At 41.5% G+C, this 26,076-nt stretch carries 20 protein-coding genes; 12 read left to right on the top strand and 8 right to left on the bottom strand.

The features are described from left to right. Positions 1 to 204 precede the first annotated feature (204 nt). Positions 205 to 1,638, top strand: a complete 1,434-nt coding sequence (locus tag I6E84_RS03080; protein WP_197216073.1) for an L-serine ammonia-lyase — start codon at positions 205 to 207, stop codon at positions 1,636 to 1,638. A gap of 117 nt (positions 1,639 to 1,755) precedes the next feature. Here I6E84_RS03080 and I6E84_RS03085 read toward each other — a convergent pair whose 3' ends face one another. From I6E84_RS03085 to xthA, 3 genes are all read right to left on the bottom strand, one after another. Next, entirely contained in the window at positions 1,756 to 2,148 is a 393-nt protein-coding gene (locus I6E84_RS03085) for a DUF4377 domain-containing protein (RefSeq protein ID WP_197216074.1), read from the bottom strand. A 390-nt stretch (positions 2,149 to 2,538) separates the two neighbouring features. Beyond that, positions 2,539 to 3,762, bottom strand: coding sequence for a bifunctional glutamate N-acetyltransferase/amino-acid acetyltransferase ArgJ (gene argJ / locus I6E84_RS03090; protein WP_197216076.1), 1,224 nt, complete (start codon positions 3,760 to 3,762; stop codon positions 2,539 to 2,541). A 178-nt stretch (positions 3,763 to 3,940) separates the two neighbouring features. Next, positions 3,941 to 4,762, bottom strand: a complete 822-nt coding sequence (gene xthA, locus I6E84_RS03095) for an exodeoxyribonuclease III (RefSeq protein WP_197216077.1) — start codon at positions 4,760 to 4,762, stop codon at positions 3,941 to 3,943. A gap of 586 nt (positions 4,763 to 5,348) precedes the next feature. On the opposite strand from xthA, the gene I6E84_RS03100 reads away from it, so the two are divergent. The 5 genes from I6E84_RS03100 to I6E84_RS03120 all read left to right on the top strand — a co-directional run bounded on the left by I6E84_RS03100 (position 5,349) and on the right by I6E84_RS03120 (position 12,229). Next, a complete protein-coding gene (locus I6E84_RS03100) occupies positions 5,349 to 5,906 on the top strand; it encodes a thioesterase family protein (protein WP_197216078.1) in 558 nt (185 codons plus the stop codon). A gap of 15 nt (positions 5,907 to 5,921) precedes the next feature. Beyond that, entirely contained in the window at positions 5,922 to 6,809 is an 888-nt protein-coding gene (locus tag I6E84_RS03105; RefSeq protein WP_197216079.1) for an ATP-binding cassette domain-containing protein, read from the top strand. A gap of 187 nt (positions 6,810 to 6,996) precedes the next feature. Continuing rightward, positions 6,997 to 7,788 carry an ABC transporter permease gene (locus I6E84_RS03110; RefSeq protein ID WP_197216080.1) on the top strand — a complete coding sequence of 264 codons (792 nt, stop codon included), beginning with the start codon at positions 6,997 to 6,999 and terminating at the stop codon, positions 7,786 to 7,788. A gap of 464 nt (positions 7,789 to 8,252) precedes the next feature. Further along, the gene (locus I6E84_RS03115) at positions 8,253 to 9,950 is read left to right on the top strand and encodes an AMP-binding protein (protein WP_197216081.1); all 1,698 of its coding nucleotides are present in this window, start codon (positions 8,253 to 8,255) and stop codon (positions 9,948 to 9,950) included. Between the two features lie 578 nt (positions 9,951 to 10,528). Then, a complete protein-coding gene (locus I6E84_RS03120) occupies positions 10,529 to 12,229 on the top strand; it encodes an AMP-binding protein (protein ID WP_197216083.1) in 1,701 nt (566 codons plus the stop codon). 262 nt (positions 12,230 to 12,491) lie between these two features. Here I6E84_RS03120 and I6E84_RS03125 read toward each other — a convergent pair whose 3' ends face one another. From I6E84_RS03125 to sohB, 5 genes are all read right to left on the bottom strand, one after another. Then, entirely contained in the window at positions 12,492 to 13,364 is an 873-nt protein-coding gene (locus I6E84_RS03125; RefSeq protein WP_197216084.1) for an SDR family oxidoreductase, read from the bottom strand. 199 nt (positions 13,365 to 13,563) lie between these two features. Beyond that, entirely contained in the window at positions 13,564 to 14,328 is a 765-nt protein-coding gene (locus I6E84_RS03130) for a histidine phosphatase family protein (protein WP_197216085.1), read from the bottom strand. Positions 14,329 to 14,376: 48 nt separating this feature from the next. Beyond that, positions 14,377 to 15,621 carry a phosphotransferase family protein gene (locus I6E84_RS03135; RefSeq protein WP_197216086.1) on the bottom strand — a complete coding sequence of 415 codons (1,245 nt, stop codon included), beginning with the start codon at positions 15,619 to 15,621 and terminating at the stop codon, positions 14,377 to 14,379. 255 nt (positions 15,622 to 15,876) lie between these two features. Then, a complete protein-coding gene (locus tag I6E84_RS03140) occupies positions 15,877 to 17,127 on the bottom strand; it encodes an acyl-CoA dehydrogenase family protein (RefSeq protein WP_227681297.1) in 1,251 nt (416 codons plus the stop codon). A 363-nt stretch (positions 17,128 to 17,490) separates the two neighbouring features. Beyond that, the gene (gene sohB / locus I6E84_RS03145) at positions 17,491 to 18,471 is read right to left on the bottom strand and encodes a protease SohB (protein WP_197216088.1); all 981 of its coding nucleotides are present in this window, start codon (positions 18,469 to 18,471) and stop codon (positions 17,491 to 17,493) included. Between the two features lie 379 nt (positions 18,472 to 18,850). On the opposite strand from sohB, the gene aspS reads away from it, so the two are divergent. The 6 genes from aspS to I6E84_RS03175 all read left to right on the top strand — a co-directional run bounded on the left by aspS (position 18,851) and on the right by I6E84_RS03175 (position 26,059). Further along, positions 18,851 to 20,677, top strand: a complete 1,827-nt coding sequence (gene aspS / locus I6E84_RS03150) for an aspartate--tRNA ligase (RefSeq protein ID WP_197216090.1) — start codon at positions 18,851 to 18,853, stop codon at positions 20,675 to 20,677. Positions 20,678 to 20,745: 68 nt separating this feature from the next. Beyond that, a complete protein-coding gene (locus I6E84_RS03155) occupies positions 20,746 to 21,711 on the top strand; it encodes a lysophospholipid acyltransferase family protein (RefSeq protein WP_197216092.1) in 966 nt (321 codons plus the stop codon). A 204-nt stretch (positions 21,712 to 21,915) separates the two neighbouring features. Beyond that, a complete protein-coding gene (locus I6E84_RS03160; RefSeq protein WP_413786935.1) occupies positions 21,916 to 22,632 on the top strand; it encodes a glycosyltransferase in 717 nt (238 codons plus the stop codon). A gap of 20 nt (positions 22,633 to 22,652) precedes the next feature. After that, positions 22,653 to 23,651, top strand: coding sequence for a Stealth CR1 domain-containing protein (locus I6E84_RS03165; RefSeq protein ID WP_197216096.1), 999 nt, complete (start codon positions 22,653 to 22,655; stop codon positions 23,649 to 23,651). A gap of 228 nt (positions 23,652 to 23,879) precedes the next feature. After that, positions 23,880 to 25,046 (top strand): nucleotide sugar dehydrogenase, encoded by a 1,167-nt coding sequence (locus I6E84_RS03170; protein ID WP_197216098.1) that lies wholly within the window; start codon positions 23,880 to 23,882, stop codon positions 25,044 to 25,046. Then, the gene (locus tag I6E84_RS03175) at positions 25,046 to 26,059 is read left to right on the top strand and encodes an NAD-dependent epimerase (RefSeq protein ID WP_197216100.1); all 1,014 of its coding nucleotides are present in this window, start codon (positions 25,046 to 25,048) and stop codon (positions 26,057 to 26,059) included. Before I6E84_RS03170 ends, I6E84_RS03175 begins: the two co-directional genes overlap by 1 nt. The last annotated feature ends 17 nt before the right edge of the window (positions 26,060 to 26,076 follow it).

Raw genomic sequence — 26,076 nt, forward strand, 5'->3', positions numbered from 1 at the left:
CATGATAACGGAGTTTCAAAATAAATAAAAGTTATTATTCATTCACCAGTTGTACCCCTTTACGCTAATACTTTCATAGGTGTTGCCCTGCACACGTTTGCTTTCGGTGCATAAGGGTGGTGGCTGTCTATCATATTCTCAATAAAAGTGCCTAAAGCAATCAATACAACAGGCTAAAGCACTCAAAATTCTTGGTAACTTATTATGATCAGTGTTTTCGATTTATTTAAAATCGGCATAGGACCATCAAGCTCACATACCGTCGGGCCAATGCTTGCTGCAAATCTTTTTTTGGCTTCACTAAGTAAGCATCAAGAACTGACCACGGTTAAAACGATTGAAATTGAACTTTATGGGTCTTTGGCTGCGACGGGCAAAGGACATGCCACCGATACTGCCATCTTGCTAGGTCTGCTTGGACACGCTCCTAGCACCATTGATACACGCATGACCAGTAATTATTTATCGCCTATATTTTCTGACAAGACATTAAATATATCGGGTACTCATGCCATTAACTTTGATACGGAGCGCGATATTTATTGGTATGACGATACGGTGCTTTCTTATCATCCCAATGCCTTGATGCTTCGAGCCATATCGACAGACGGTACTCACTATCAGCAGACTTATTACTCAGTCGGCGGCGGATTTGTGATTAATGAAGAAGATGCCACCAATCCAGATGAAGATCATGCCAGCCCAACGATTGATGTGGTTCCTTACCCATTCAATAGCGCCGGAGAGCTTTTAGAGCAGTGCCGTCAGCATGGTCTAAGCATCAGCGATCTGGTACTGGCCAATGAGTGTCACTATCGCAATCAAATAGAAGTATTTGCCTATCTAGATTCTATTTGGGCTTCTATGCAGGATTGCGTGACACGCGGGTGTCAAAATAGCGGCATATTACCTGGTGGCCTAGATGTGAAACGTCGTGCTCAAGCCTTACATCTACAACTGTGCGCTGAAAAAAACCAACCTGTGACGAAAAACGATAAGCTTGCGGCAATGGATTGGATTGATCTGTACGCACTAGCTGTCAATGAAGAAAACGCCAATGGTGGTAATGTCGTGACCGCTCCTACCAATGGCGCTGCAGGTATTATTCCTGCTGTCATGCATTATTACCGTGACTTTCTATCAACTTACAGCATAGAAGGCGCTCGCAAGTTTTTATTGAATGCCACTGCTATCGGTAGCTTAATCAAACAAAACGCTTCTATATCTGGTGCTGAGGTCGGCTGTCAGGGTGAAGTTGGATCAGCCTGCGCGATGGCTGCATCGGCATTGGCTGAAATCCTAGGTGGCGATCCTGCTAAATGTCTCAATGCTGCCGAAATTGGCATTGAACATAATTTAGGTCTCACCTGCGATCCTGTTGGCGGACTAGTACAAGTGCCTTGTATCGAGCGCAATGCGATGGGTGCCGTAAAAGCTGTGAACGCAGCGCGCCTCGCTTGCCGCGGTAATGGACAGCACTTCGTTTCTTTAGATAAAGTAATCGAGACGATGAAAGTAACCGGTGCTGATATGCTTGATAAGTATAAAGAAACATCGCGTGGCGGACTTGCTGTCTATGCTGATAATCGTATTCCTACGGCAACCCGCGGCTTTACCGTTAATTACAGCCAGTGTTAAAGCTACTCCATGATTGATTAAAAAAAGACAATAAAAAAGGCCTCTAATTCGTTAGAGGCCTTTTTTATTGTCTTTTCTATAGAGAAGTTACAAAACATTCAGTAAACCAAGCAAGTTTTACTCAGCAGTTTTTGAGATAACTTTATTTAAGATCCAAACAGGCTGTACGACATCAGAGCCTTCTTCGGTCATTGCTTCTTGGCGTATATCGAGCATATAACGATAGTTAGGCTCATAAGTAAAGCCTTGGATGTTGCCGTTTAAAGTGGTGTAGTTTTTCTGATAATTTTGACGATACTGCAAGCACTGAGATTCAACCATAGAGCCATCAGTTGCCGTCAAATCACATACGGCTTTGCGCGGTGCAACTTCTACTTCAAAACTTGGAATATTAACCACTTTTACATTCATAGGCTGCCCTTCAACCACCATCGTACGTTCATTGTCCATGGTAGAACAACCAGAAAGCGCAAAAGTCGTCATCAATGCTGCGAGTGCTAATTTTTTCATTATAAAATCCTCAGTGAGTTGTTATTAATTATAAGTAGCTTATTTAAATTTATTTTTTTACATCTAATCTTTGTAATAGTTGGTCTTTGTAATAGCCAATCTTTTTAATAGTAAGTACGGCACTACAAGTACGTTATAAAGAAATACGTCATCAAAATTTATGAGCCCTGCCGTGTGTTGTTTACTAAAATTAGTATAAGGTGCGAGTCCTCTATCCCTCTATAACTGCTTTGTAAAGTAACGTCAGCTTTTGCAACTGATGTTAATGACACGTATTAACTAGTAGGGCAAATTGATACTGAGTAAGCGTCAGATAGCAAAAAGCCAGAGTGACTGTCACTCTGGCTCAATCGTAAACCTGTTCAACGATAATTTTACACCTAACAACTTCTAACTACGATAATCAGCATTTATCTTAACGTAATCATAAGATAGGTCGCAGGTATATACCGTATCACTGGCATCGCCACGTGCAAGATTAATGTGAATGGTAATCTCAGGACGACTCATGACTGCCTTGCCCGCCTCTTCCGTATAGCTAGGCGCAACACCACCACTTTGGCAAATCATCACATCATCCAGATACACATCGACCTGCTCTGTATCTAAATCTTCGATACCCGCATAACCAACCGCAGCCAATATACGACCCCAATTGGCATCACTGGCAAAGAACGCAGTCTTTACCAGTGGTGAATGCGCCACTGCGTACGCTACATCGCAGCATTCTTGCGTTGTCTGGCCACCAGTGACTTTCACTGTCATAAACTTAGTTGCACCCTCACCATCACGCACGATTAATTGCGCCAAACGCACAAACACTTCTGTCAACGCCGTGAATACTGACTGATAATGCGGATGTTCTGGGCTATCGATTACCTCTGAGCTAGCAGCGCCAGTAGCTATCAATACACAGCAATCATTGGTAGAGGTGTCACCGTCGACAGTGATGCGATTAAAAGACTGCTCATTGATGGCACTTAGCATCTCTTGTAACAAGTCAGCTGCGATATTGGCATCAGTCGCCACGTAACCCAACATGGTCGCCATGTTCGGGCGTATCATACCTGAGCCTTTTGACATACCCGTTATATGATAACTGATACCCGCTACATCAACTTTTTGGCTAGCAAGTTTTGGAATAGTATCCGTCGTACGAATCCCATTCGCGGCAGCAAGCCAACTGTCAGGGGCTAAAGTAGCAAGTGCATTGTCTAAGCCTGCGATCACTGCGTCGCTATTTAGTGGCTCACCAATGACGCCTGTAGAAAATGGCAATACAGTATTGCTATCTACACCAGCCTTATGAGCCAATGCAGCACAGATATCGACAGCACGACGCTTGCCATCAGCGCCCGTCCCTGCATTGGCATTGCCTGTATTGGTCACCAAGTAGCGAGGGCTGGCTTTAGCGAAGTGTTCGCGCAATACACGCACAGGTGCAGCACAAAAGGTGTTTTTCGTGGTTACTACCGCAGTGGTCGCAGCATCAGCTATCTCTATGACGACTAAATCATCACGGTCTTTATAGCGCACACCCGCTGCAGTCGCACTTAACTTGATACCTTCGATAGGATAGATCGTATTGGGTACTTCAATATTTCCGACAGCCATCATTACATCCTTATTGTTCAAGTCTTATTATGATTTATAGACTATGTTTTGATAAATACTATAGTCTGTTCAATATAATTTGGATACAAGGAAGCTGAGTGAAAGTACTAGAAACAATAGACTAAACGAAGCTGACACCGTATCCAATTTATAGAGGATTAACTATATAAACGTATTACTATTTTTTTAAGTCAAATGCCGACCAAATTGGTGCATGATCAGACGGTTTTTCCATAGCGCGCAGATCATAGCTGATACCTGCATCAACACATGCTTCAACTAGGTCTGCGGTACACAAAATATGGTCGATACGCAGTCCACGCTTAGGCTCGTCATTGAAACCACGACTGCGGTAATCAAACCAGCTATAGAGCTCAGTACTTTCTGGATAATGCAAACGATACGTATCTGTCAGCTCACGCGACATCAGTGCACTGTACCACTCACGCTCTTCTGGTAAAAATGAAGTCTTTCTGTTTTTGAGCCAGCGCTTGGCATTGACTTCACCGATGCCGATATCGATATCTTCTGGAGCGATATTCATATCGCCCATAATTACAAGCGAGCGGCCTTCTGCTTTTAACGTATCAATATAAGCCATCAAATCTGCGTAATAAGCACGCTTCATTGGAAACTTGGTCGGATGGTCTTGGCTTTCTCCTTGCGGAAAATAACCGTTAAGCACATCGACTTCACGGCCTTCAAACTCATAGCGGGCATGGATAAAACGCTTTTGTGCTTCTTCCTCTTCACCCGGAAAGCCTTTTTGCACAAAAATAGGCGCGACTTTAGACAAGAGTGCAACACCATAATGCGCCTTTTGACCGAAATACTCTACATGATAACCCAAGCTTTCTATGTTTTCTAAGGGAAACTGCTCGTCATGTACTTTGGTTTCTTGCAGCCCCATCACATCAGGATCGATGACGTCTCGCATAGCCTCAAGCTGATGTTGGCGAGCACGAATACCATTAATATTAAAACTGACAAAACGGGTCATAAATTATCCTATACTGATTGATGAAATACGGTGCTAATACGAATAGTTGAGAGGCAAAAGATACAAACCACTATAGTCGATTCAATTTAAAAGTAGTACAAGGCAACCGAGTGTCGATGTATATCAAATACTTCAAGCGAGGTTAACGCAGTAATATTTTTATAGTGGAATGACTATATGATAACAGACGGAGCGCAACCTAACTATTGCGTGTCCTGATATCTTAAGCTAGAGTAGCTCTTATTATTAACTGTTATTTCTATAATAGTTTTGAATGACGCTTTATTATCGTCAAAACCCTATTATTAAAAGCAGTATTGTTATTTATTCAAAAGGCAATACTAAGGCGTGTCTTCATTTTAAAGATGGTGATGAAAATGAGATAAATTGCCGTCAAACAAGAAAAATAGCTCAGATAATATCGGGATATTAACCAGCTATTTGATGATGTTTGACAAGATTTAGCCATTTTTAGCCCATTTAGATGACTATTGAGTGAATTGAAGACACGCCCTAACCTTTATTAAGCAAAAACTTTTAAGCCATTTCTATTTATTTATACTGATAAAAAATACTGAGCATGATTATGACAACCACTAACAGCAAAAACTCAACTGCCGCATTGACGCCATTATTTGCTAAAGATTATAACGTCTATATTAACCATACTGATGCCGGTGGTATAGTCTACCACGCCAATCACTTGGTGTTTTTTGAAAACTGCCGCCGTGATTGGTTTGGCCAAATTGGTTTGAATGGTTATTTTCTACAGACGGACAATGGTGATATACAGCACTTTGTCGTGAGTCAGGCAGACTTGCAATACAAACGAGCCATTCTCTTAGATGAAGTGATCAGCGTGCGTGTCGATAAAGTCGAATTAAAACCTGCCAGTATGATTTTCCATCAAAGCATCCATCGCCATATGGTAGGTAGCACCGCTACAGACAGCAGCAACAGTTTACTAAGTAGCGGTAAAATCGTTATCGCCTGTGTACAAAATCAAGTTCAAGCAGAGCCTATATCTAATGATAAATCAGATGCTACCGCTGCAAACAATGCACCCATGCGCCCTATCCGTGTACCACAAAAATTACGTAGTGCTATTGAGCAAGCTATTAGCGAGCAAATGGGTAGTCAATAATCCTAATAGATGAGCGTGCTCCATAATAAAGGTGTGGCTGATAAGGGTGAGTTTGAAGTTATGCTTACATTCGAAAATGTTTGGGTACACAGCAGACGTACAGCGACCTCATCTTCTTCTGACAATGCGTCCAACAATGTGTCTAATAATGTCACTAGCGTTCAAACAAACCCTTTTACACCATCTCATATTTATCAAAAATGGTCTGACAAATTAAGAAAAACAGTAAGGCCAGATCCTGTCTTACCTGCTGATAAGCGAGTATTGATAAATGGCATGACTGGTACATTGCTATCAGGACAAGTAACGGTGTTGACAGGGTCTTCTGGTAGTGGGAAATCTGTGTTGTTACGAGTATTAGCGGGGCTATTGCCAATGAGCAACGGTGACGTCTACCTAAACAATGATGATGCATCAAATGTCAGTGCGTCTCAGAGTATTCACGACACATTACCCACACAATGGCGCACGCAAGTTGCTCTGCTCGCACAGCATCCACAGTTGCTAGAAGGCAGTGTCATTGACAATCTAACAATGCCCTATCGCCTACAAGCTCATCAGCATCTCGATTTTGATATAGATTGGCACATCGCACAGCTCGAACGCTTGCAACGAAACGCTGATTTTTTACAGCAAGATACCTATCACTTATCAGGTGGTGAGCGGCAACTGGTCAATACCCTGCGCCTTTTACAGTTAAATCCACAGGTATTATTACTAGATGAGCCTACAGCCGCTCTAGACATTGACACTTCGGCACAGCTGGTACAACTACTACTGAACTGGCTACAACTAGATACGCAGCGCACATTACTATGGGTCACTCATGATACGCAAGATATCATGCCACTCGCCAATCATCATTGGCATATGCAATCAGGCGTATTAACTGAAGTGTTTTAATACCAGAACATAGTCAACACCTCATGTCATATCTTCACTGACTGGTTCTACCTAGTATTTATATTATAATATAGTCGGTGCAATATAATTTGGATACAAGAAAGCTGAGTGCAAGTGCTACAAATAGTAGACTAAGCGAGACTGACACCGTATCCAATTTATAGAGGATTAACTATAATGAGCACTTATGAGTGGTACGGATGATATACAAATGGTTCTGACTTATGGGGATGTCGCTTTAGCTAGTAGTCTAATTCTCATCGTACTTCTCGTATCATGGCGACTGCGCTTGCATCTGACTAAGATACTACTAACCGCTGCTATTCGTACCGTGGTTCAGCTTAGTTTCATTGGTTTGATATTGGCATGGATCTTTGCACGTGAACAATGGTATGAAGTACTCCTCATTTTAACCATCATGACCTTAATTGCAGGCAGCGCTGCCAAAAACCGGGTCAAGCGTCGCTATAAAGGCTTATTCACCGATACGTTTATCGCAGTCAGTACTTCAGCAGTATTCGTTACGGCAATCGCAATTCTTATTATTTTGAGGGTGCAGCCTTGGTACACTCCGCAATTCATCATTCCTATACTGGGCTTAATACTGGGCAACTCGCTCACTGCCATTTCTTTGACCAGCAACCAATTGATTGAATCCTTTCATGAGCAACGCGGGCGTATCGAGATGATGCTCAGCTTATCTGCGCGACCATTTGAAGCCGTACATGAGCCCATACGTGCAGCGATCATCAATGGCATGACGCCAACGTTAAACTCAATGTTAGTCGTTGGTATTGTCAGTTTACCGGGTATGATGACAGGTCAAATCCTTGCTGGCGCCGACCCTACTCAAGCAGTTCGCTATCAGATTGTAACCATGTTTTTGATATGTGTGAGTAGCACACTTGGCTGTACAATCAATGCATTGCTTATCTATCGACGTTTTTTTAATAAAAAACATCAGTTTATCCTACCTTAAATACTGCGGTATTAATGTCTAGTTATTAAAATTACCTCATTTTTTAAACACACCTCTATATATTTAATATTAGCTATATATTTGAGCTCAATTTATGTACTGACCAGTGCTGCAAACCAATATTTCCTTAAGCCACATTCGTGCTAATGTGTTGAATAGATATCTATTTATTTTTGGATACTTCAACCATATAAAATAGACTTTTTTATTATTAAGGCATCTGTTTTTTCAACGCTCTTAATGATAAATTATACTTTCTAAAAATCATTCTCTCGAATGATTTATTTTTTTGAATGATAGCTAGATTCCATTATACAACGATGAAACAAACCCATCAGTCAGTCAATCGATAAGAATTTATCACTCTCAACAGCAAACGATCACGTCAGTGCTGATGAGTGTCATTGACACGGATACGACTGCCACATCACAATTTTAAATAGTAAAACTCAAGGACGCTGACTATGACGCCGAATAAACCATGGCTTGCCCATTACCCTAATATTGTGCCTAAGACGATCAATCCCGATAGATACAACAGCATCATAGATCTATATGAAGAGTGCTTTGATCGCTTTCGTTTGCACCCTATGAGCATCTGTATGGGCGTGACTCATACTTATGGTGATGTTGATAAAGCCTCACTGGCAGTTGCGGCATGGTTACAATCACAAGGTATCCCTAAAGGCAGCGTCGTCGCACTAATGATGCCAAACGTTCCACAGTACTTGCCTACGATGATTGGTATCTTACGCGCAGGATATGTATGTACCCCTATTAATCCACTTTATACCGGTCGAGAATTGCGCCATCAATTGAATGATTCAGGTGCGCAGATTATTTTTGTGGTTGATAACTTTGCCCAAGCACTGGAGCAAGTCATTGATGAAACCAATATCAAGCGCATTGTCCTCTCAAGAATGGGCGATATGATGGGTCTCAAAGGTATCTTGGTCAATACAGTTATCCGTCAGGTCAAACGCCTCGTTCCTAAATATAAGCTGAACGACCCTAAGCACGAATTGACCAAATTCCCTGATGTGCTCAAAAAAGGTAAAGTTCTTCCGTTCCATAAACCAGCCATGCAATTAAGTCAAAAAGCATTTTTGCAGTACACAGGTGGAACGACTGGACTGTCTAAAGGTGCGATTTTGTCGCAGCGTAATATCGTTGCTGCGGCCTTGCAGTCAGAAGCATGGACTCGGCCAATTACCTCAGAGATTAATGAGGTTTATATCAATATGGTTATGGCCCTACCGCTATATCATATATTTGCATTTATGCTCAGTATGTTAGGCATGCGTTCGGGCTACACCTTTATATTGGTACCCAATCCACGTGATATACCAGGATTTGTCAAAACACTATCAAGGCAACCATTCCATATATTGCCAGCAGTTAATACTTTGTATAAAGGCTTACTTGATAATCCAAACTTTAAAAACTTAAATTTCAGTTCCCTGCGTCTCTCTCAAGCGGGTGGTATGGCTGCGACTGAGCAAACAGCTGCACGCTGGCTTGAAGTAACTGGCTGCCCTATGGTTGAAGGTTGGGGTATGACTGAAGGTGTGGCAGCAGGTACCGCTAACATTGTGACGGATCACAAATTTAATGGCACTATTGGTTTGCCGCTCCCGAGCGTTGATATCATTGTGGTCGATGATGAGGGCAATCGTCTTGCTATCAATGAAACGGGGGAGATGTGCATCAAAGGCCCCAATGTCACCTCTGGATACCTTAATAGAGACAGTAGCGAGGACTTTACCAATGATGGTTACTTCCGTACTGGTGATATTGTCAGCATGGATGAAAGAGGCTATATCACCCTACTTGATCGCAAAAAAGACATGATTTTAGTCTCAGGTTTTAACGTATTCCCGAATGAGATTGAATCTGTCATGTTGGATTGTAATGCTATCGTTGATTGCGCAGTCATTGGTATTCCAGATGAACATCAAGGCGAAGCCGTCAAGATTTATGTCGTTCCTGCTGATAAAAATGTCACCAAAAGTGATATTAAAGAATTTGCTCTAGATAATATGACTGGCTACAAATGTCCACGTTATATCGAGTTCATTGACGAGCTACCAAAAAGTAATGTCGGCAAAGTATTGCGTCAAAAACTACGTGAAAAACACATATCAGACAATCCGAAACCTTAGATAGAAGTTCTATAATAAGAAAGCGTTCTATATCAATATAGAGCGCTTTTTTGTGCAGAGCTAATAATTGTTATTAAAAAAATTGCAGAATTGTAACAATGACATCAAAGTAATTATGTAGCGAACTGTTTTACCAGAGAGATACTTGGTATAATAATTTAACAAATTTCTCGAAAATAAACCGTTTATCAGTTTTTTTAACCGTTTATCTCAGTATTAGTTACAACATATATTGTTATTTTTATCAAATTTAAGTATAAACTATCAAGTTCTTGTATTGTCATAACGAAATCAATTGTAGTTATGTTAATGTATTACCAAAATAAGTTACTTCACTTTTTTTGGCAGTAAAGAAATAACCCGCCGTTTAATCTACTCAGATTCTTACCTTTTGCGGTTAAATCAATTTGTAGTTAAAAACTTTATACATGTAAAGGCCACCGTATTCTAGCAGTCTGTGAATCACTATGATGTCACTCGACAATTTATTGCTATTTTAGCGATAATATATTGTTGACACGGATGTGACTACTTTTTTATAGAACCTTAACTTATTTCAACACTTAGGGACTTCAAGTATGACAGTAGATAAACCTTGGCTTGCTCAATATCCAAAAAACGTACCCAAAACCATTAACCCTGATCAATATACCAGTCTTATAGAACTGTATGAGGAATGTTTTGAGCGATTCCGTATGCATCCTATGACCATCTGTATGGGTGTTACTCATACTTATGGCGATGTTGATAAAGCCTCAATGGCGGTTGCGGCATGGTTACAAGCACAAGGCATTCCTAAAGGCAGCGTTGTGGCATTGATGATGCCAAACGTTCCACAATACTTGCCTACGATGATTGGTATTTTGCGCGCAGGATACGTGTGTACGCCTATTAATCCACTTTATACTGGTCGTGAACTGCGCCATCAGTTGAATGATTCGGGCGCTCAGGTTATTTTTGTGGTTGACAACTTTGCCCAAGCACTTGAGCAAGTCATCGAAGAGACCAATATCAAGCGCATTGTCCTCTCAAAAATGGGCGATATGATGGGTCTTAAAGGTATCTTGGTCAATACGGTTATCCGTCAAGTTAAACGACTTGTTCCTAAATATAATCTTAATGATCCTAAGTACCATGTTACTAAGTTTCCTGAAGTACTCAAAAAAGGTAAGCACCTACCTGTTCAGTCACCAAAAGCCACCATGCAACAAAAAGCCATTCTGCAGTATACGGGCGGAACGACTGGACTGTCTAAAGGTGCTGTTTTAACTCAACGTAACATCGTTGCTGCTGCCATGCAGTCAGAAGCATGGTACCGCCCCGTGACCTCAGATATTAATGAAGTCTATATCAATATGGTGATGGCCCTACCGCTATATCATATATTTGCGTTTATGCTAAGTCTGCTCGGTATGCGCTCTGGCTACACCTTTATATTGATACCCAATCCGCGCGATATGCCAGGGTTCATCAAAACTTTATCAAAGCAACCGTTCCATATTTTCCCTGCGGTAAATACCCTATTTAAAGGTTTGCTCGATCAGCCAAACTTTAAAGATTTGAACTTTAGCTCATTACGTATCACTCAAGCGGGCGGTATGGCTGCGACTGAACAGACAGCAGCACGCTGGCTTGAAGTGACTGGCTGTCCTATGGTTGAAGGTTGGGGTATGACTGAAGGGGTAGCTGCAGGTACTGCCAACGTCATCACTGACCGTAAATTCAACGGCACTATTGGCATACCAGTCCCTAGTGTTGATGTCATCGTAGTCGATGATAACGGCAAACGCATGGGGCTGAATGAAGCGGGTGAAATGTGCATTAAGGGCCCTAATGTCACTTCAGGCTATTTCAACAAAGACAGTAGCAATGACTTTACCAGTGATGGTTATTTCCGCACTGGCGATATTATTAGCATGGATGAAAAAGGCTATATCACCCTACTCGATCGCAAAAAAGACATGGTGCTAGTCTCAGGGTTCAACGTATTCCCGAACGAAATTGAATCTGTCATGCTAGATTGCAAAGCTATCGTTGATTGCGCAGTCATTGGTATTCCTGATGCACATCAAGGCGAAGCCGTTAAAATTTATGTCGTTCCTGCTGATAATAATGTCACTAAAAATGATATTAAAGAGTTTGCATTGGAAAACCTCACTGGTTATAAGTGTCCACGCCATATTGAGTTTGTAAGTGAACTGCCAAAGAGTGCTGTTGGTAAAGTCTTACGTCAGAAATTGCGTGAAAAACATATATCAGACAACCCTCAAACTCTTTAATTTTTAAGCGCTGTACACTTAAAGGTGGAAAGAATAAAAAAAGCCCTTTACCTAATTAGGTAAAGGGCTTTTTTTATTCTTCTGTAATATGTTTACTTTAGGGCGTGTCATCAATTAGATTGTGAGGCTTAAAATGAGAAAAATTGTAGATAAACAAGGAATAAATTGCCGTTAATATGAACATATTGGCAAAATTACTGACGATGTTTAGCAAAACTTAGCCATTTTAAGACCACTAAATCTAATTGATGACACGCACTAGCTACTTATTTACTTTATTAATCACCTGTAGTGGCATATGCTTCATCGCCTGTCCCACGATCGACCATGGCAAACTTGGTACACAAGCTTCGTCAACACCAGCTTCAATCGCCGCAACGATTGCCTTGGTACCTGTATCGGAATCTACTTCAAACGGTAATGGCTTCGCATTTTCATTGATTTCAGTACGAATATAGCCTGGGTAAATAGTAGAAACCTTGATAGGTAATTTAGTTAGTAGCATATCAGCACGAATGCCTTCTGCTAAGTGTGCCAAGCCAGCTTTACTAGCACCATAGGCTGTCAAGTGCTTGGGCATTCCACGAATGGCTGACATGCTTGATATGACCACTAGATGGCCACTACTCTGTGCCCGAAAAATATTCATGGCGGCTTCACATTGCGCCAACGCTGAGATAAAATTAATCTCAACCGTACGGCGGTTCGTCTCAAAACGACCTTTACCAATCCGGCGACTTTCGCCAATACCTGCATTCACAACCACTTTATCGATATGACCAAAATCCGTAGTGAACGCATCAAACACCTCAAATATGGCATCATAGTCACTGACATCTAAAGCTCGGTACTCAACACGAATATTAGGATATTCCGCTACTAGTTCTGACTGTAAGCTCTCTAAGCGATCAGTACGACGAGCACATATCGCAAGGTTGTAGCCAAGCTTAGCGAAGAGTCTGGCCATCCCCTCACCCAAACCTGAACTCGCACCCGTGATGAGCACGGTTTTATCATGTCCAACCTGCTGCTTATTTAATTTTCGTAAATAACGTGATGGCTGAACGGCACCGATTATCTCATCTTTACGTTGTTTAGCGCTTTTAGTGACTAAATTTATCAATCTATTTTGCATGGACAGTCCTTTTCATATCGACATGAGATCAAAACAATAATCTATCATATCGCAAATTTATAGGTTGATTTTGTCAGTGATCAAAATAAATTTATAGTATTCAACAATTACGACGGCTAATCTTAATCGAATAAAAGGTGGCTAACTATTTTAAGTAACTGCTTTACCTTGCTTTTAACTCTATTTACTGGTTGCTAGCTTAACGCCACGTCACAAAAGAATTACCATCAGAGAATAAATGACTATATTCATTGAGTGACATCAAGCGAGTACTTTGATCTTTGAATGTGACCGAGGTTACCCCAGTATTGACCAAGCTTTTATTCAACTGATAAGCCGTCTGACTGCCTTGCTTGAGCAGCTGTGCAGTGATAGCTGCAATGACACCACCTGAGGTGAATACCAACACAGTACTGTCACGATTTAACCCTAAGCTTGCTACTTGTGCGCGTACCTGTTCAAGCGCTTGCTGTGCACGGTCATTAAACTGCGGCCAGCTTTCAATATAGTCCTGATCGTTATCGCCACCATGCCAGCGCTGCATTGCCTGATCAAATAACTCAGCCAAACGCGTGGCTGGCACCTCTGATTTAGCCACCTCAGCCGTGATTGCACCTTTATTGATGAAGTCAGGATCAGATTTAATGAATACATCTTTGTGATTAAACTCATCAAATTGCGGCAGAATATAACTATCAGGCTCATTTATATTTATGATAGGCAACACAGGCATACCATTGCTCTCATTAGAAGAAATAGACAGTTCATAGCGTGCCAAAAAATGCCGTGCAGAGTCTTGTTGTCTTACCAAGCTACCAGTAAATATCGCATCGATACGGCGCTGTGTGGCTGCATAATGCTGACCTAACATTTGCGCCTGAATACAACCCAGCTCTGAGAGCTGATCATAGTTCTCTTGCCCAAAAGACGCTTGACCATGACGTGCTAAAAGTATGGTTGTCATAAATTATTACCTTTTATCATATTTGCTAAAGTACGGTTTTCTGAATGCTTAAGCTTCAGGAGAATGAGGTGCTTTTGCAAAATAACCTTTCGGTAAAATACTTTTGACAACTTGTTGAACAGTGCTTGGTAACTGCTCGATAGCAGCAGCATCTACGCTTATGTCTTCTAAATTTGGCTGGACGTACTCATTAAACAGCGCCTCACCTTCGTATTGCGCAATTAATTTAAGACATTTAGCATGCATCACGTGTATGGCAAGCCACGCATCTTTGAAAGCAGAATTGGTCGTTTGCTTATGGTAATAACGATAATAAATCTGTTGGATAATACCTGACAAGCGGAACAAGCCGAATACTTCATAGAAAGTCCAGTTGTCTATTTCCAAACCCGATTGTTCGAGATAATAAGCAACCACTTCGTCACGTGTCATCATGCCTTCTAAATGGGTGGGCTGACGACGGAATTGCTGCATCACGACATTGTCATCTTCTTCAATCCAATAAGCCAATGCACTACCCAAATCCATCAATGGATCACCAAGGGTGGCCATCTCCCAGTCAAGAACGCCGATGACTTTGGTGGGGTTAGCCACATCAAGTATCACATTATCAAAACGCCAATCATTATGAATAATACAGGTTTTACTATCAGCAGGTGTGTGCTTGGCAAGCCATTCTCTGACTAACGCAAAGCTGGGTACATTGGGGGTTTTTGCTTTGACATAACGCTTGTCCCAACCACTTACCTGACGCGCGCAATAGCCATCGCCTCGACCCAAATTCACCAAATCAGGGTGCTCGGTATAATCCATTTGATGTAGTTCAACCAAGGCATCTAGGACATTGGTACAAAGTAGACGAGTTTGCTCCGGATCTAGATCGATACCCTCTGGTAATTCTGCACGAGGAATAATGCCTTCCATGCGCTCCATCACGTAAAAATCTGAACCGATAACGGCTTCATCGGTACACAGAGCAATCATCTCTGGTACATAAGGGTATGCTTCTTTTAAAGCTTTTTGAACGGTATGCTCACGCACCATGTCATGGGCAGATTTGGCTTTAGTGCCTTTTGGTGGACGACGCAGTATCAAATCTTGGTTTTTGTCGTTGCCTTCGTACTGTAAACGATAGGTCCAGTTTGATGCACCACCTGAGAACTGAGTGACGGTAGGCTCGCCTACTACATCGATACCTTGGCTTCGAAGCCATTCACTAACTGCTTGTGCATCGAGCTCTTCGCCCTCACGTACCATGCCGCCTTGGTCTAGTACTTTATTATCAGTTGCCATGAGATATTCCTTATCATGTGGTCTTTTATTTTTATAACAAATATGCGAGCTAGTTCTCAATTCAATTTATCTTATGCTTATTACCATTTTTGAAATGAGGATACGCCCTAGTGATAAAACATCAGTAGTGATGAAAAATTCACTACTAAGTCGTTAATAGTGAATTTTCAATTAGCATTACGATTGGCTTATTTCTAATAAAGGTTGCATGAGCAAATTAAGACTGACTCACACAACCGTTTGTTAAGATAAAGCTTAAGCTTTATCAGATTTAGTCGAACGGCTAAAGCCCTGACGTTTGAGTTCTAGTTTGGCAATCATGGTTTTGTGTACTTCATCAGGACCGTCTGCCAAACGTAGCACACGTGCTTGCGCATAGAAATTCGGTAGTAATGTGTCTTGACAGACGCCCATACCACCATGAATCTGAATCGCCATATCGACGACTTCTTGTAATACAGTTGGTGCCACGACTTTGATAGCAGAGATTTCAGTCAATGCTGCTTTGGTGCCATGCGCATCCATCTTCTGTGCAGCATATAAGGTCATCAAACGAGCTTGATCAATCTTAATACGGGCTTCAGCGATACGCTCAAAGTTACCACCTAATTGTAGCAATGGCTTACCAAAGGCAGTACGTGACATGCCGCGCTTAACTGCTAACTCTAGAGACTTTTCAGCAGCACCGATACAACGCATGCAATGATGAATACGACCTGGCCCTAAACGACCTTGTGCAATCTCGAAGCCCTTACCTGGTCCACCAATAAAGTGGCTGACTGGCACGCGCACATTTTCAAAACTAATCTCACCATGTCCGTGCGGTGCATCATAATCACCAAATACTTTGAGCATACGTTTGATATTCACACCCGGTGTATTGACTGGTACCAGCACCATTGAATGTTGATGATGACGGTCTGCGGTCTCATCAGCGGTATATGCCATGACAATTAGAATATCAACCGCAGGATCGCCAAGACCAGATGACCACCATTTGCTACCGTTTATGACAATCTCATCGCCATCGACTACAGCGGTTGCTTCCATATTGGTTGCATCACTTGATGCCACATCAGGCTCAGTCATACAAAACACAGAGCGCGTCTTACCTTCTAGAATTGGTGTCAGCCACTTGTCTTGCTGCTCTTGAGTACCGTAGCGCCACAATAGCTCCATATTACCGCTGTCAGGCGCATTACAGTTGAATACATGGGGCGCAAGCAAACTGCGACCCGTTAACTCTGCGATAGGCGCGTAATCAGTTACCGAAAGCCCTGCACCTAACGTATCATCAGGCAAGAATAAATTCCACAAGCCAGCTTCACGGGCCTGTTTACGTAGGCTTTCGTAAGCTTCAGGCCACTCCCAGTTTTCCCAATTACCATCAGGATTTTTCTTATGACACTCTTCCCAAAATTGCGCTTCGATTGGCTCAATGTGCGTTTCAATGAACGCTTTGACTTTGGCATGCATGGCTTGACCATGTTCTGTTGCGGTAAACATTAAATTATCGTTAGACATAAATGACTTCCTTTTCTTTATTGATTGTCTAAATCAAGTGTTGATAAAAAGCTCCATGAGAACCTTATAGTCGATTCAATTTAAAAGTAGTAAAAGGCAACCTAGTGAAGATGTATATGTGATACTTCAAGCGAGGTTAATGCAGTAATACTTTTATAGTGAAATGACTATAGTGCACGTACGTATACTGTTTTCTGTATGCTACATTTATATCACAGCAATTATCAATAAACAGCAAAAAGGCGCGACCAGCTAGGCCACGCCTTTTACAAAATACAAACAATGTATAAAGAACCATTTGAACTCTAAAATATTAGAGGTTCGCTATCATAATGATATCTAACCTTATTTTAGAATATTTAAGCGACTATTTAAATCAAAACGCGCAAGTGCATCAGGCAGTTTATCAACTGCTATACTCAACGTTGCCTCAGCTGCTTGCGCCAATCCTAGCTTTTCAGCGAGTGTTGGTTTTTGACGTGAATGTAGTGCGTACACTTCACTGTCTTCCATGCGCTCTAAAATATAGCTGTCTGAGGTTTGCAAGCTATCAATCAAATTAAGTTTTAGCGCATCTTCGCCATACCAATGCTCTCCAGTGGCCACTTTTGCCACATCGAGTGTTGGACGGTAGTTATTGACAAAGTGTTTGAATAGCTCGTGCGTCTGCTCTAGTTCTTCTTGATATTTGGCACGATCTTCAGCATCGTTCTCACCAAAGACAGTAACTGTGCGCTTGTAGTCGCCAGCAGTAAACATCTCATAATCGACGTCATGGTTTTTTAGCCATTTATGGAAGTTTGGTAATTGTGAGACCACACCAATTGAGCCAATGATGGCAAACGGTGCCGCCACTACCTTATCTGCGACACAAGCCATCATATAGCCACCGCTCGCTGCGACTTTGTCCACACAGACAGTTAACTTTAGACCAGCGTCTTTTAAGCGAACCAATTGCGCTGCGGCTAAGCCATAACCATGCACCACACCACCACCTGACTCAAGGCGTACGACGACTTCATCACCTTTATTTGCCGTGCTGATAAGCGTGCTGATTTCTTCGCGTAGATGCTTGACCGCTGTTGCTTTGATATCACCATCAAAATCAAGGACAAAAACTTGTGCTTTATCATCCGCATGTTTTTTCTTATTTTTGGTTTTTACCTTTAGCGCCTGCTTGGCTTTCTTAGCCATTGTTTTTTTGAACTGCTTAAGCGCCGCTTTACCTTGCGTGGCTTCCATTAAGTCTTCACGGCGTTGCTCTTGGTTTTTATTTAGATGAATGACGCGCAATTCAACAGGGTTTTTGGCAGGATGAAAAAGCATGAACAGTATTCCTTACATGATTAAGATAACTTTAATAAGATCAATAGTAATAGGATCAATAGAATTTTATAAGTGAGCCTGATATAGGCACAGTCACTCAGGTTTTCAAGCAAAATGACAATTTTTAACCCAATACAAATGTTTGGGCACAAATACATCTGATACCTAAGCATTCCTATACTTCGATTAGACTCAGCTGGTTGTATAACAAGGGCAGATTAGGCATAATACGCGTTTACATTAAATTTTCTGCAGTCGACGTGATGACCATTTGTCTTAATCGCGTTGTTTGTGCGTTTTTTTAGCGAATAGCTTGAATCGCGCAGTAATGGCTGCATTATTGTATTTCGAATTGGGCTGACAACTGGATAACTATATTATGACGCATAGCGAATACCGAGACGAATATTGCGGAGCTGTAACCGAAAGCTTAATTGAGCAAACCATTAGTGTCGTAGGCTGGGTACATCGTCGTCGCGATCACGGTGGCGTGATTTTTTTAGACATGCGTGACCGCGCTGGTATCTTGCAGGTAGTCGTCGATCCTGATACCCCAGAAGCTTTTGCTACTGCTGATGCGGTACGTCCTGAATATGTGCTAAAAATCACTGGTCGTGTACGTCGCCGTTATGAAGGCACTGAAAACGCTACTATGACCAGTGGTCAAATCGAGCTATTAGGCAAAGAGATTGAAGTACTGGCCAAATCTGAAACACCACCATTCCCGTTGAACGATGAGAAGACTACCGTATCAGAAGATTTGCGTCTTAAGTATCGCTATCTCGATATGCGCCGTCCGCAAATGCAAGAACGTATGGTGTTCCGTGCCAAAGCGACTTCAACAATTCGTCGTTATTTAGACGATCATGGTTTCTTAGATGTTGAAACACCTATTCTGACTCGTGCGACGCCAGAAGGTGCGCGTGATTATCTAGTACCATCGCGTACTCGCCCAGGTAACTTTTTTGCATTGCCACAGTCGCCACAGCTGTTTAAACAGTTACTAATGGTGTCAGGTTTTGACCGTTATTATCAAATCGCTAAATGCTTCCGTGATGAAGACTTACGTGCTGATCGTCAGCCTGAATTTACTCAGGTGGATATTGAGACTTCTTTCTTAAATGAAGAAGAAATCATGAACATCAACGAAGGCCTTATCAAGCACTTGTTTAAGACCATGATGGACGTTGAGTTTGAACAATTCCCACGTATGACTTACGCAGAGGCTATGCGTGATTATGCATCAGACAAGCCTGACTTACGTATTCCACTAAAATTGGTCGACGTTGCAGATTTGATGAAAGATGTCGATTTTAAAGTATTCGCAGGTCCTGCTAACGATCCTAAAGGTCGTGTGGCTGCCCTACGTATCCCTGGCGGCGCTTCATTAAGCCGTAAGCAAATCGATGCTTATACCAAGTTTGTTGGTATCTATGGCGCACGCGGTTTGGCTTATATCAAAGTTAATGACGCTAGCAGCATCAACAACGGTGTGGACAAAGAATCTGGCCTACAGTCTCCAATCATCAAAAACATGACTGATGATGTGCTTGTCAGCCTAATCGAGCGTACTGCTGCAGAAGATGGCGATATTATCTTCTTTGGTGCCGATAAAGCCAGTGTTGTGAACGATGCAATTGGTGCACTACGTCAAAAAATCGGTCTCGATCTTGAAATGACTACCTGCCAGTGGGCGCCACTTTGGGTCACTGACTTCCCAATGTTTGAAGAGACTGACGATGGTCGTTGGACATCAATGCATCATCCATTCACCAAGCCTAAAGGTTCAGTTGATGAGTTGAAAAACAACCCAGAATCTGCCCTTTCTATCGCTTATGACATGGTATTGAATGGTACAGAAGTTGGCGGTGGTAGCTTACGTATCAATACTTACGATATGCAGCAAGCCGTATTAGAAGCTTTAGGTATCGGCGAGCAAGAAGCTGAAGACAAGTTTGGTTTCTTACTTGATGCATTGAAATTCGGTGCACCACCACATGGTGGCTTAGCATTTGGCTTGGATCGTTTGATTATGTTGATGGTAGGCGCTGACTCTATCCGTGACGTAATTGCCTTCCCAAAAACCAAAACTGCTGAATGCCCACTAACTCAAGCACCTGCTGGTGTTGATGGTAAGCAACTGCGTGAACTTGGTATCCGTGTGCGTGAAAAAGCACAGGCTGACAACAATCAACCTGCACAGTAAATAGTTAAGATAATGTTTAGTTCTTTGCTATCTAACTGGTTACGTGATTTATCACCGTGTGAATGGTCATGAATCCGTATCATATTTTCAGAATCGTGCCATTGTCTGTATTGCAGATGCTGGCACGTTTTGTTGCGTGGGTGATTATAAAGATACCCAGCTTAAGTATTATGCGTACTGTCAGTACCAACATGGCGCTGATTGCCCCTGAATTATCCACTACGCAAAAACAAGCGTTAACCAAAGAAATCATCTATCACCAGTGTTTAACCAGTATTGAATCGATCAAAAGCTGGGCAATGTCTCCTGAATGGAGTATCGCTCAAATTCGTGATGTCCATAATAAAGAGATTTTATTAGAAGGACTTGCTAACCCTAACGGTATGCTTGCAATCGTCCCACATCTCGGTACATGGGAGATGATGAATGCTTGGCTTAACCAGTTTGGTTCGCCGACCATCATGTATAAGCCCGTCAAGGGCAATATTACCAATGACTTCGTCTTACAAGGTCGTTCACGGCTCAATGCCACGTTAGTTCCTACTGATGGTAGCGGCGTCAAAGCTGTCTTTAAAACGCTTAAGCAAGGTGGTTTTAGTATTGTGCTTCCTGACCATGTACCTGACCCATCGGGCGGTGTGGTTGTACCCTTTTTTGGGGTAGAAACATTGACCAGTACGCTGGCCTCAAAACTCGCTAGCAAAACCAAATGTGCGCTAGTCGGCATATCTTGTATTCGCCGTAAAGATGGTCATGGGTTTGATATCTATTGTTATAAACTCGATGACCCAGCACTCTACGACCGCAATGCCGAAACAGCTGCTCATGCGCTGAACCAAGCCATGCAACAGATGATTGAGAGCAAATGTAGTCACTATATGTGGGGCTATCGACGTTTCAAGCGCATTCCCTCATTGGGAAATCCTTATAACGCCAATGAAGAAACTTTGGCGAAATTCATTCGCAATAATAAGCAGTCTATTCATCATGATCATAACGCTAGTGATACGGCCAAATCCAATAGCAATGAGTAATAACCGTACAATCAGTTAAGCGTTTAGAGAGGTGGTGAATCGTAGTCGTGCTAATATTAGCTAACTTTTAAATCTTTTATTTTATTAACCATTTTTTATTGAAATCAATATGAGTGCATTATGGCAACTGACGTAACGAAGACCTCATCGACAGACCACACGAAAGCAAAGCTTAAAGTTGCTGATCAGCGTTATGTTATCTGTATGAAATGGGGTGATAAATACGGTCCTGAATACGTCAATCGCCTTTATAATATGGTCAGCCGCCACCTTACCTTAGATTTTCAAATGGTCTGTCTCACCGATGATAGTACGGGCATTGATCCTGCTATTACGTGCCACCCTATCCCAGAGATGGATCTACCAGCGGGTCCTGAGCGTGGTTGGAAAAAACTCACGACGTTTAAACCAGAGCTGTATGACCTTAAAGGGGTCGCGCTGTTTCTAGACATTGATATTGTGATTGTCGATAATATCGATGCTTTTTTCACTTATGAAGCTGCGCATAGAGACAGTGTTGTGATTATTCGTGATTGGAAAAAGCCATGGCGAATGATTGGTAACAGCTCCGTGTATCGCTTTAACATCGGTATGGGCACTTATCCTGATTTGCTTGCAAACTTTGAGCGAAACTTCGACACCATTAGGCAGAAAGTACGCCACGAGCAAGCTTATCTATCCAACTATTTGCGTGAGCATCATCATTTAGAGTACTGGGATAAAACCTGGTGTGTCAGCTTCAAGTACCAGTGCATTGCCCCCATTCCATTCAATTTTGTGCGTACACCTACTCTGCCTGATAACGCAAAGATTGTTATCTTTCATGGTGAGATTAATCCACCAGATGCCATCAACGGTAGTGGCGGCAAATGGTATCGTCATGTTAAGCCAAGTCCTTGGCTAAAAGATTATTGGCGATAGGCTCGAAAAGAGGATAACCCATGAAGTCAGATAATGAAAAACAAATAGATATCGTCATTGCTTGGGTTGATGGTAATGATCCAGTGCTTAAACAAAAAAGAGCACAATATCAAAAAACAACGAGCGCTGCCTCTGACGCCGTCAGCTCAACACGATTCGCTAGTAATGATGAGATTTATTACAACATTGCTTCTATCTTAAAATACGTTCCTTTTTGTCGCTATATTTATGTGGTTACAGACCAACAGCAGCCAGCACTTATCTCTGAATTTGCCAATCAAGGTATTTGTGCTAAAGATAAAATACGTATTGTCGATCATAAAGAAATATTTTCTGGATATGAGCAATTTTTGCCGACCTTCAACACCAGATCTATTGAAACCATGCTATGGAATATCTCAGGTCTATCTGACTACTTTATATACATGAATGATGATTTTTTCTTTAATCAGCCTGCGATTCAGGAAGATTTTTTAGACAATGACAATATTGTTATTTATGGACATTGGAGAAAAAGCGCTCTTTTACAAGCCAAGCTAAACTATCGGAAATCTCTACAAAAATTATCGGGTAAAGCCGTTCAACCCAAACATACCGTTGCTCAGATGTTAAGTGCCAAAGCGCTTGGGATGAATCAGTTTTTTGAGGTTCACCATTATCCACATGTCGTTGATAAGAATGTTTTAAAGAGCTATCTACTAGACAACCCTCAGTTGCTGAACGAGCAGATTAGGTATAAATTTAGAGACGTGGCTCAAGTTAACCCCATAACGCTAATGAATCATTTAAAGATTCAGAATAACGAAACCTCTCTTAAACCACCGATATCCGTTAACTACCTCAAAAATGAAAATAGTGTTGAAGGTTTTTTAGCTGATTTGCACAAAGAATCAATCAAATATGGCTGCATACAAAGCTTAGACTTGCTCAATTCAGGCTCATGCAAAAAAATTAGCGATGCTATGATTCATAAATTTTCAGCGTATCTGCCGCCATCACTATTACAAGCTGCTAACTAATAAATGCTAGGGCGTGTCATCAATTAGATTGTGAGGCTTAAAATGAGAAAAATTGTAGATAAACGAGGAAGAAATTGCCGTTAATATGAACATATTGACAAAATTTCTGACGATGTTTAGCAAAATTTAGCCATTTTAGGGCCACTAAATGTATTAATGTGCTAATTGATGACACGCCCTAGATAGCAGTCGATAAAATAATAAACAAAATATAATATTGGGATTTTTATGAAAATAACAGTGGTAGGTACAGGCTATGTCGGTTTATCTAATGCTATGTTGCTTGCTCAGCACAATGACGTTGTAGCTGTTGATATCATCGCTGAAAGAGTCGATCTGCTTAATGCCAAGCAGTCGCCTATTGAAGACACAGAGATTGAAGATTTTTTACTGAATAAAAATATTAACTTTACCGCTACATTAGATGCTAAATCTGCTTATAAAGATGCTGATTTCATTATCGTTGCCACTCCTACTGATTACGACTCAAAAACCAATTACTTTAATACCAAAAGTGTAGAAAACGTCATTGAGGAAGTGCTTAGTGTCAATGAAACTGCGTTAATCATCATAAAATCTACCGTCCCTGTTGGATACACCAACGAAGTTAAAGAACGTTTTTCAACAGATAATATTGTCTTTTCTCCTGAGTTTCTGCGAGAAGGTAAAGCGCTCTATGACAATCTTTACCCTTCTAGAATCATCGTTGGTGAGCAATCTGAACGTGCCAAGCAATTTGCAAACTTACTTCTTGAAGGCGCCTTAAAAAAAGAAGTTCCTCAGCTGTTTACAGAGTCTACCGAAGCCGAAGCCATTAAGTTATTTTCTAACACCTATCTAGCGATGCGTGTTGCCTATTTTAATGAGCTAGATACCTATGCCCAGACCTTTGGACTGGATACCAAGCAGATTATAGAAGGCATTGGCTTAGATCCTCGTATTGGCAACCACTATAATAACCCATCATTTGGCTATGGTGGCTACTGCCTGCCCAAAGACACCAAACAGCTATTGGCAAATTATGATGAAGTGCCGAGCAATCTTATTAGAGCCATCGTTGATTCAAATAGTACCCGTAAAGACTTCATTGCGGATAAAATCATCGAAAGAAAGCCCAGAATTGTGGGTATTCATCGACTGGTTATGAAAAGTGGCTCAGACAATTTTAGAGCCTCCGCTATTCAAGGCATCATGAAACGTATTAAAGCAAAGGGTATCGAAGTCGTTGTTTACGAACCTGTATTGAAAGAAAATAACTTCTTTAACTCGCGAGTTATTCAAGATTTAGAAGCATTCAAATCAATGAGTGACGTCATTGTAGCAAACCGCCTATCTACTGATATAGAAGATGTAGCGGATAAAGTATTCACAAGAGACTTATTCGGGAGCGACTGATGAATATATTAGTCACTGGTGCGGCAGGTTTTATCGGTTTTCACTTAATCAAGGCGCTCTTAAAAATAGAGTCGACTGATCAAAACCATTTCATCGTTGGTATCGATAACATCAACGATTATTATGACGTCAATCTAAAAGCAGAACGTCTAAAAATATTAAGTGACTTATCAGAGCCAGAGAATTTTACATTCATTAAATTGGATCTTGCTGATCGCGAAGCCATATCTGGACTTTTTTCAACCTATCAATTCGATACGGTTATTAATTTGGGTGCACAAGCAGGTGTCCGCTACTCTATAGAAAACCCACACGCCTATGTTGATTCAAATGTGGTTGGGTTTGTGAACATCCTCGAAGGCTGTCGTCACCATGCTATCAAGCATCTGATTTATGCAAGCTCTAGCTCTGTCTATGGTATGAACATCAAGCAGCCATTTACAACTTCTGACTGTGTTGATTTCCCTATTAGCTTGTATGCTGCCACAAAAAAATCAAATGAGCTCATGGCACACAGCTATAGTCATCTATATAACATTCCAACGACAGGACTACGGTTCTTTACGGTTTATGGCCCTTACGGTCGACCCGATATGGCATATTTCTCTTTTACTAAAAGAATACTGGCTGGCGACCCAATTGATGTCTTCAACAATGGCGATATGCAGCGTGATTTCACTTATATTGATGACATCGTAAAAGGTGTCATTCGAATAATAGACAAAGTTCCCTCTCCCCAGCATTCCACTATCACGACGACATCAGCCCCCTATAAGATTTATAATATTGGCAATAATCAACCTGTAACTTTACGCCGTTTTATCACTGCTATTGAAAGCGCTTGTGGCAAAAAAGCTCAAGAGAACTTGTTACCCATGCAAGCAGGCGATGTACCGATCACTTACGCAGATATAGACGACTTGGTAGATGATATTGATTTTAAACCTGAGACTAGCATCGAGGATGGGATTGAAAAGTTTGTCACTTGGTATAAACAATATTATTCAGTATGATTAGGTAACTTTCAGTT

Origin of the sequence: Psychrobacter sp. SCQQ22 (assembly GCF_015864605.1) — a bacterium.
Classification (GTDB): Bacteria; Pseudomonadota; Gammaproteobacteria; order Pseudomonadales; family Moraxellaceae; genus Psychrobacter; species Psychrobacter fozii.

What these genes read in the sequence shown, in the direction of transcription:
- I6E84_RS03170 (WP_197216098.1), top strand. Translation starts at nt 23,880, where the DNA reads ATGAAAATAACAGTGGTAGGTACAGGCTATGTCGGTTTATCTAATGCT.
- I6E84_RS03125 (WP_197216084.1), bottom strand. Translation starts at nt 13,364, where the DNA reads ATGCAAAATAGATTGATAAATTTAGTCACTAAAAGCGCTAAACAACGT.
- I6E84_RS03135 (WP_197216086.1), bottom strand. Translation starts at nt 15,621, where the DNA reads ATGGCAACTGATAATAAAGTACTAGACCAAGGCGGCATGGTACGTGAG.
- I6E84_RS03120 (WP_197216083.1), top strand. Translation starts at nt 10,529, where the DNA reads ATGACAGTAGATAAACCTTGGCTTGCTCAATATCCAAAAAACGTACCC.
- I6E84_RS03140 (WP_227681297.1), bottom strand. Translation starts at nt 17,127, where the DNA reads ATGTTTACCGCAACAGAACATGGTCAAGCCATGCATGCCAAAGTCAAA.
- I6E84_RS03080 (WP_197216073.1), top strand. Translation starts at nt 205, where the DNA reads ATGATCAGTGTTTTCGATTTATTTAAAATCGGCATAGGACCATCAAGC.
- I6E84_RS03085 (WP_197216074.1), bottom strand. Translation starts at nt 2,148, where the DNA reads ATGAAAAAATTAGCACTCGCAGCATTGATGACGACTTTTGCGCTTTCT.
- I6E84_RS03130 (WP_197216085.1), bottom strand. Translation starts at nt 14,328, where the DNA reads ATGACAACCATACTTTTAGCACGTCATGGTCAAGCGTCTTTTGGGCAA.
- I6E84_RS03160 (WP_413786935.1), top strand. Translation starts at nt 21,916, where the DNA reads ATGAAATGGGGTGATAAATACGGTCCTGAATACGTCAATCGCCTTTAT.
- I6E84_RS03155 (WP_197216092.1), top strand. Translation starts at nt 20,746, where the DNA reads ATGAATCCGTATCATATTTTCAGAATCGTGCCATTGTCTGTATTGCAG.
- argJ (WP_197216076.1), bottom strand. Translation starts at nt 3,762, where the DNA reads ATGGCTGTCGGAAATATTGAAGTACCCAATACGATCTATCCTATCGAA.
- aspS (WP_197216090.1), top strand. Translation starts at nt 18,851, where the DNA reads ATGACGCATAGCGAATACCGAGACGAATATTGCGGAGCTGTAACCGAA.
- I6E84_RS03165 (WP_197216096.1), top strand. Translation starts at nt 22,653, where the DNA reads ATGAAGTCAGATAATGAAAAACAAATAGATATCGTCATTGCTTGGGTT.
- I6E84_RS03115 (WP_197216081.1), top strand. Translation starts at nt 8,253, where the DNA reads ATGACGCCGAATAAACCATGGCTTGCCCATTACCCTAATATTGTGCCT.
- I6E84_RS03175 (WP_197216100.1), top strand. Translation starts at nt 25,046, where the DNA reads ATGAATATATTAGTCACTGGTGCGGCAGGTTTTATCGGTTTTCACTTA.
- I6E84_RS03100 (WP_197216078.1), top strand. Translation starts at nt 5,349, where the DNA reads ATGACAACCACTAACAGCAAAAACTCAACTGCCGCATTGACGCCATTA.
- I6E84_RS03110 (WP_197216080.1), top strand. Translation starts at nt 6,997, where the DNA reads ATGAGTGGTACGGATGATATACAAATGGTTCTGACTTATGGGGATGTC.
- xthA (WP_197216077.1), bottom strand. Translation starts at nt 4,762, where the DNA reads ATGACCCGTTTTGTCAGTTTTAATATTAATGGTATTCGTGCTCGCCAA.
- sohB (WP_197216088.1), bottom strand. Translation starts at nt 18,471, where the DNA reads ATGCTTTTTCATCCTGCCAAAAACCCTGTTGAATTGCGCGTCATTCAT.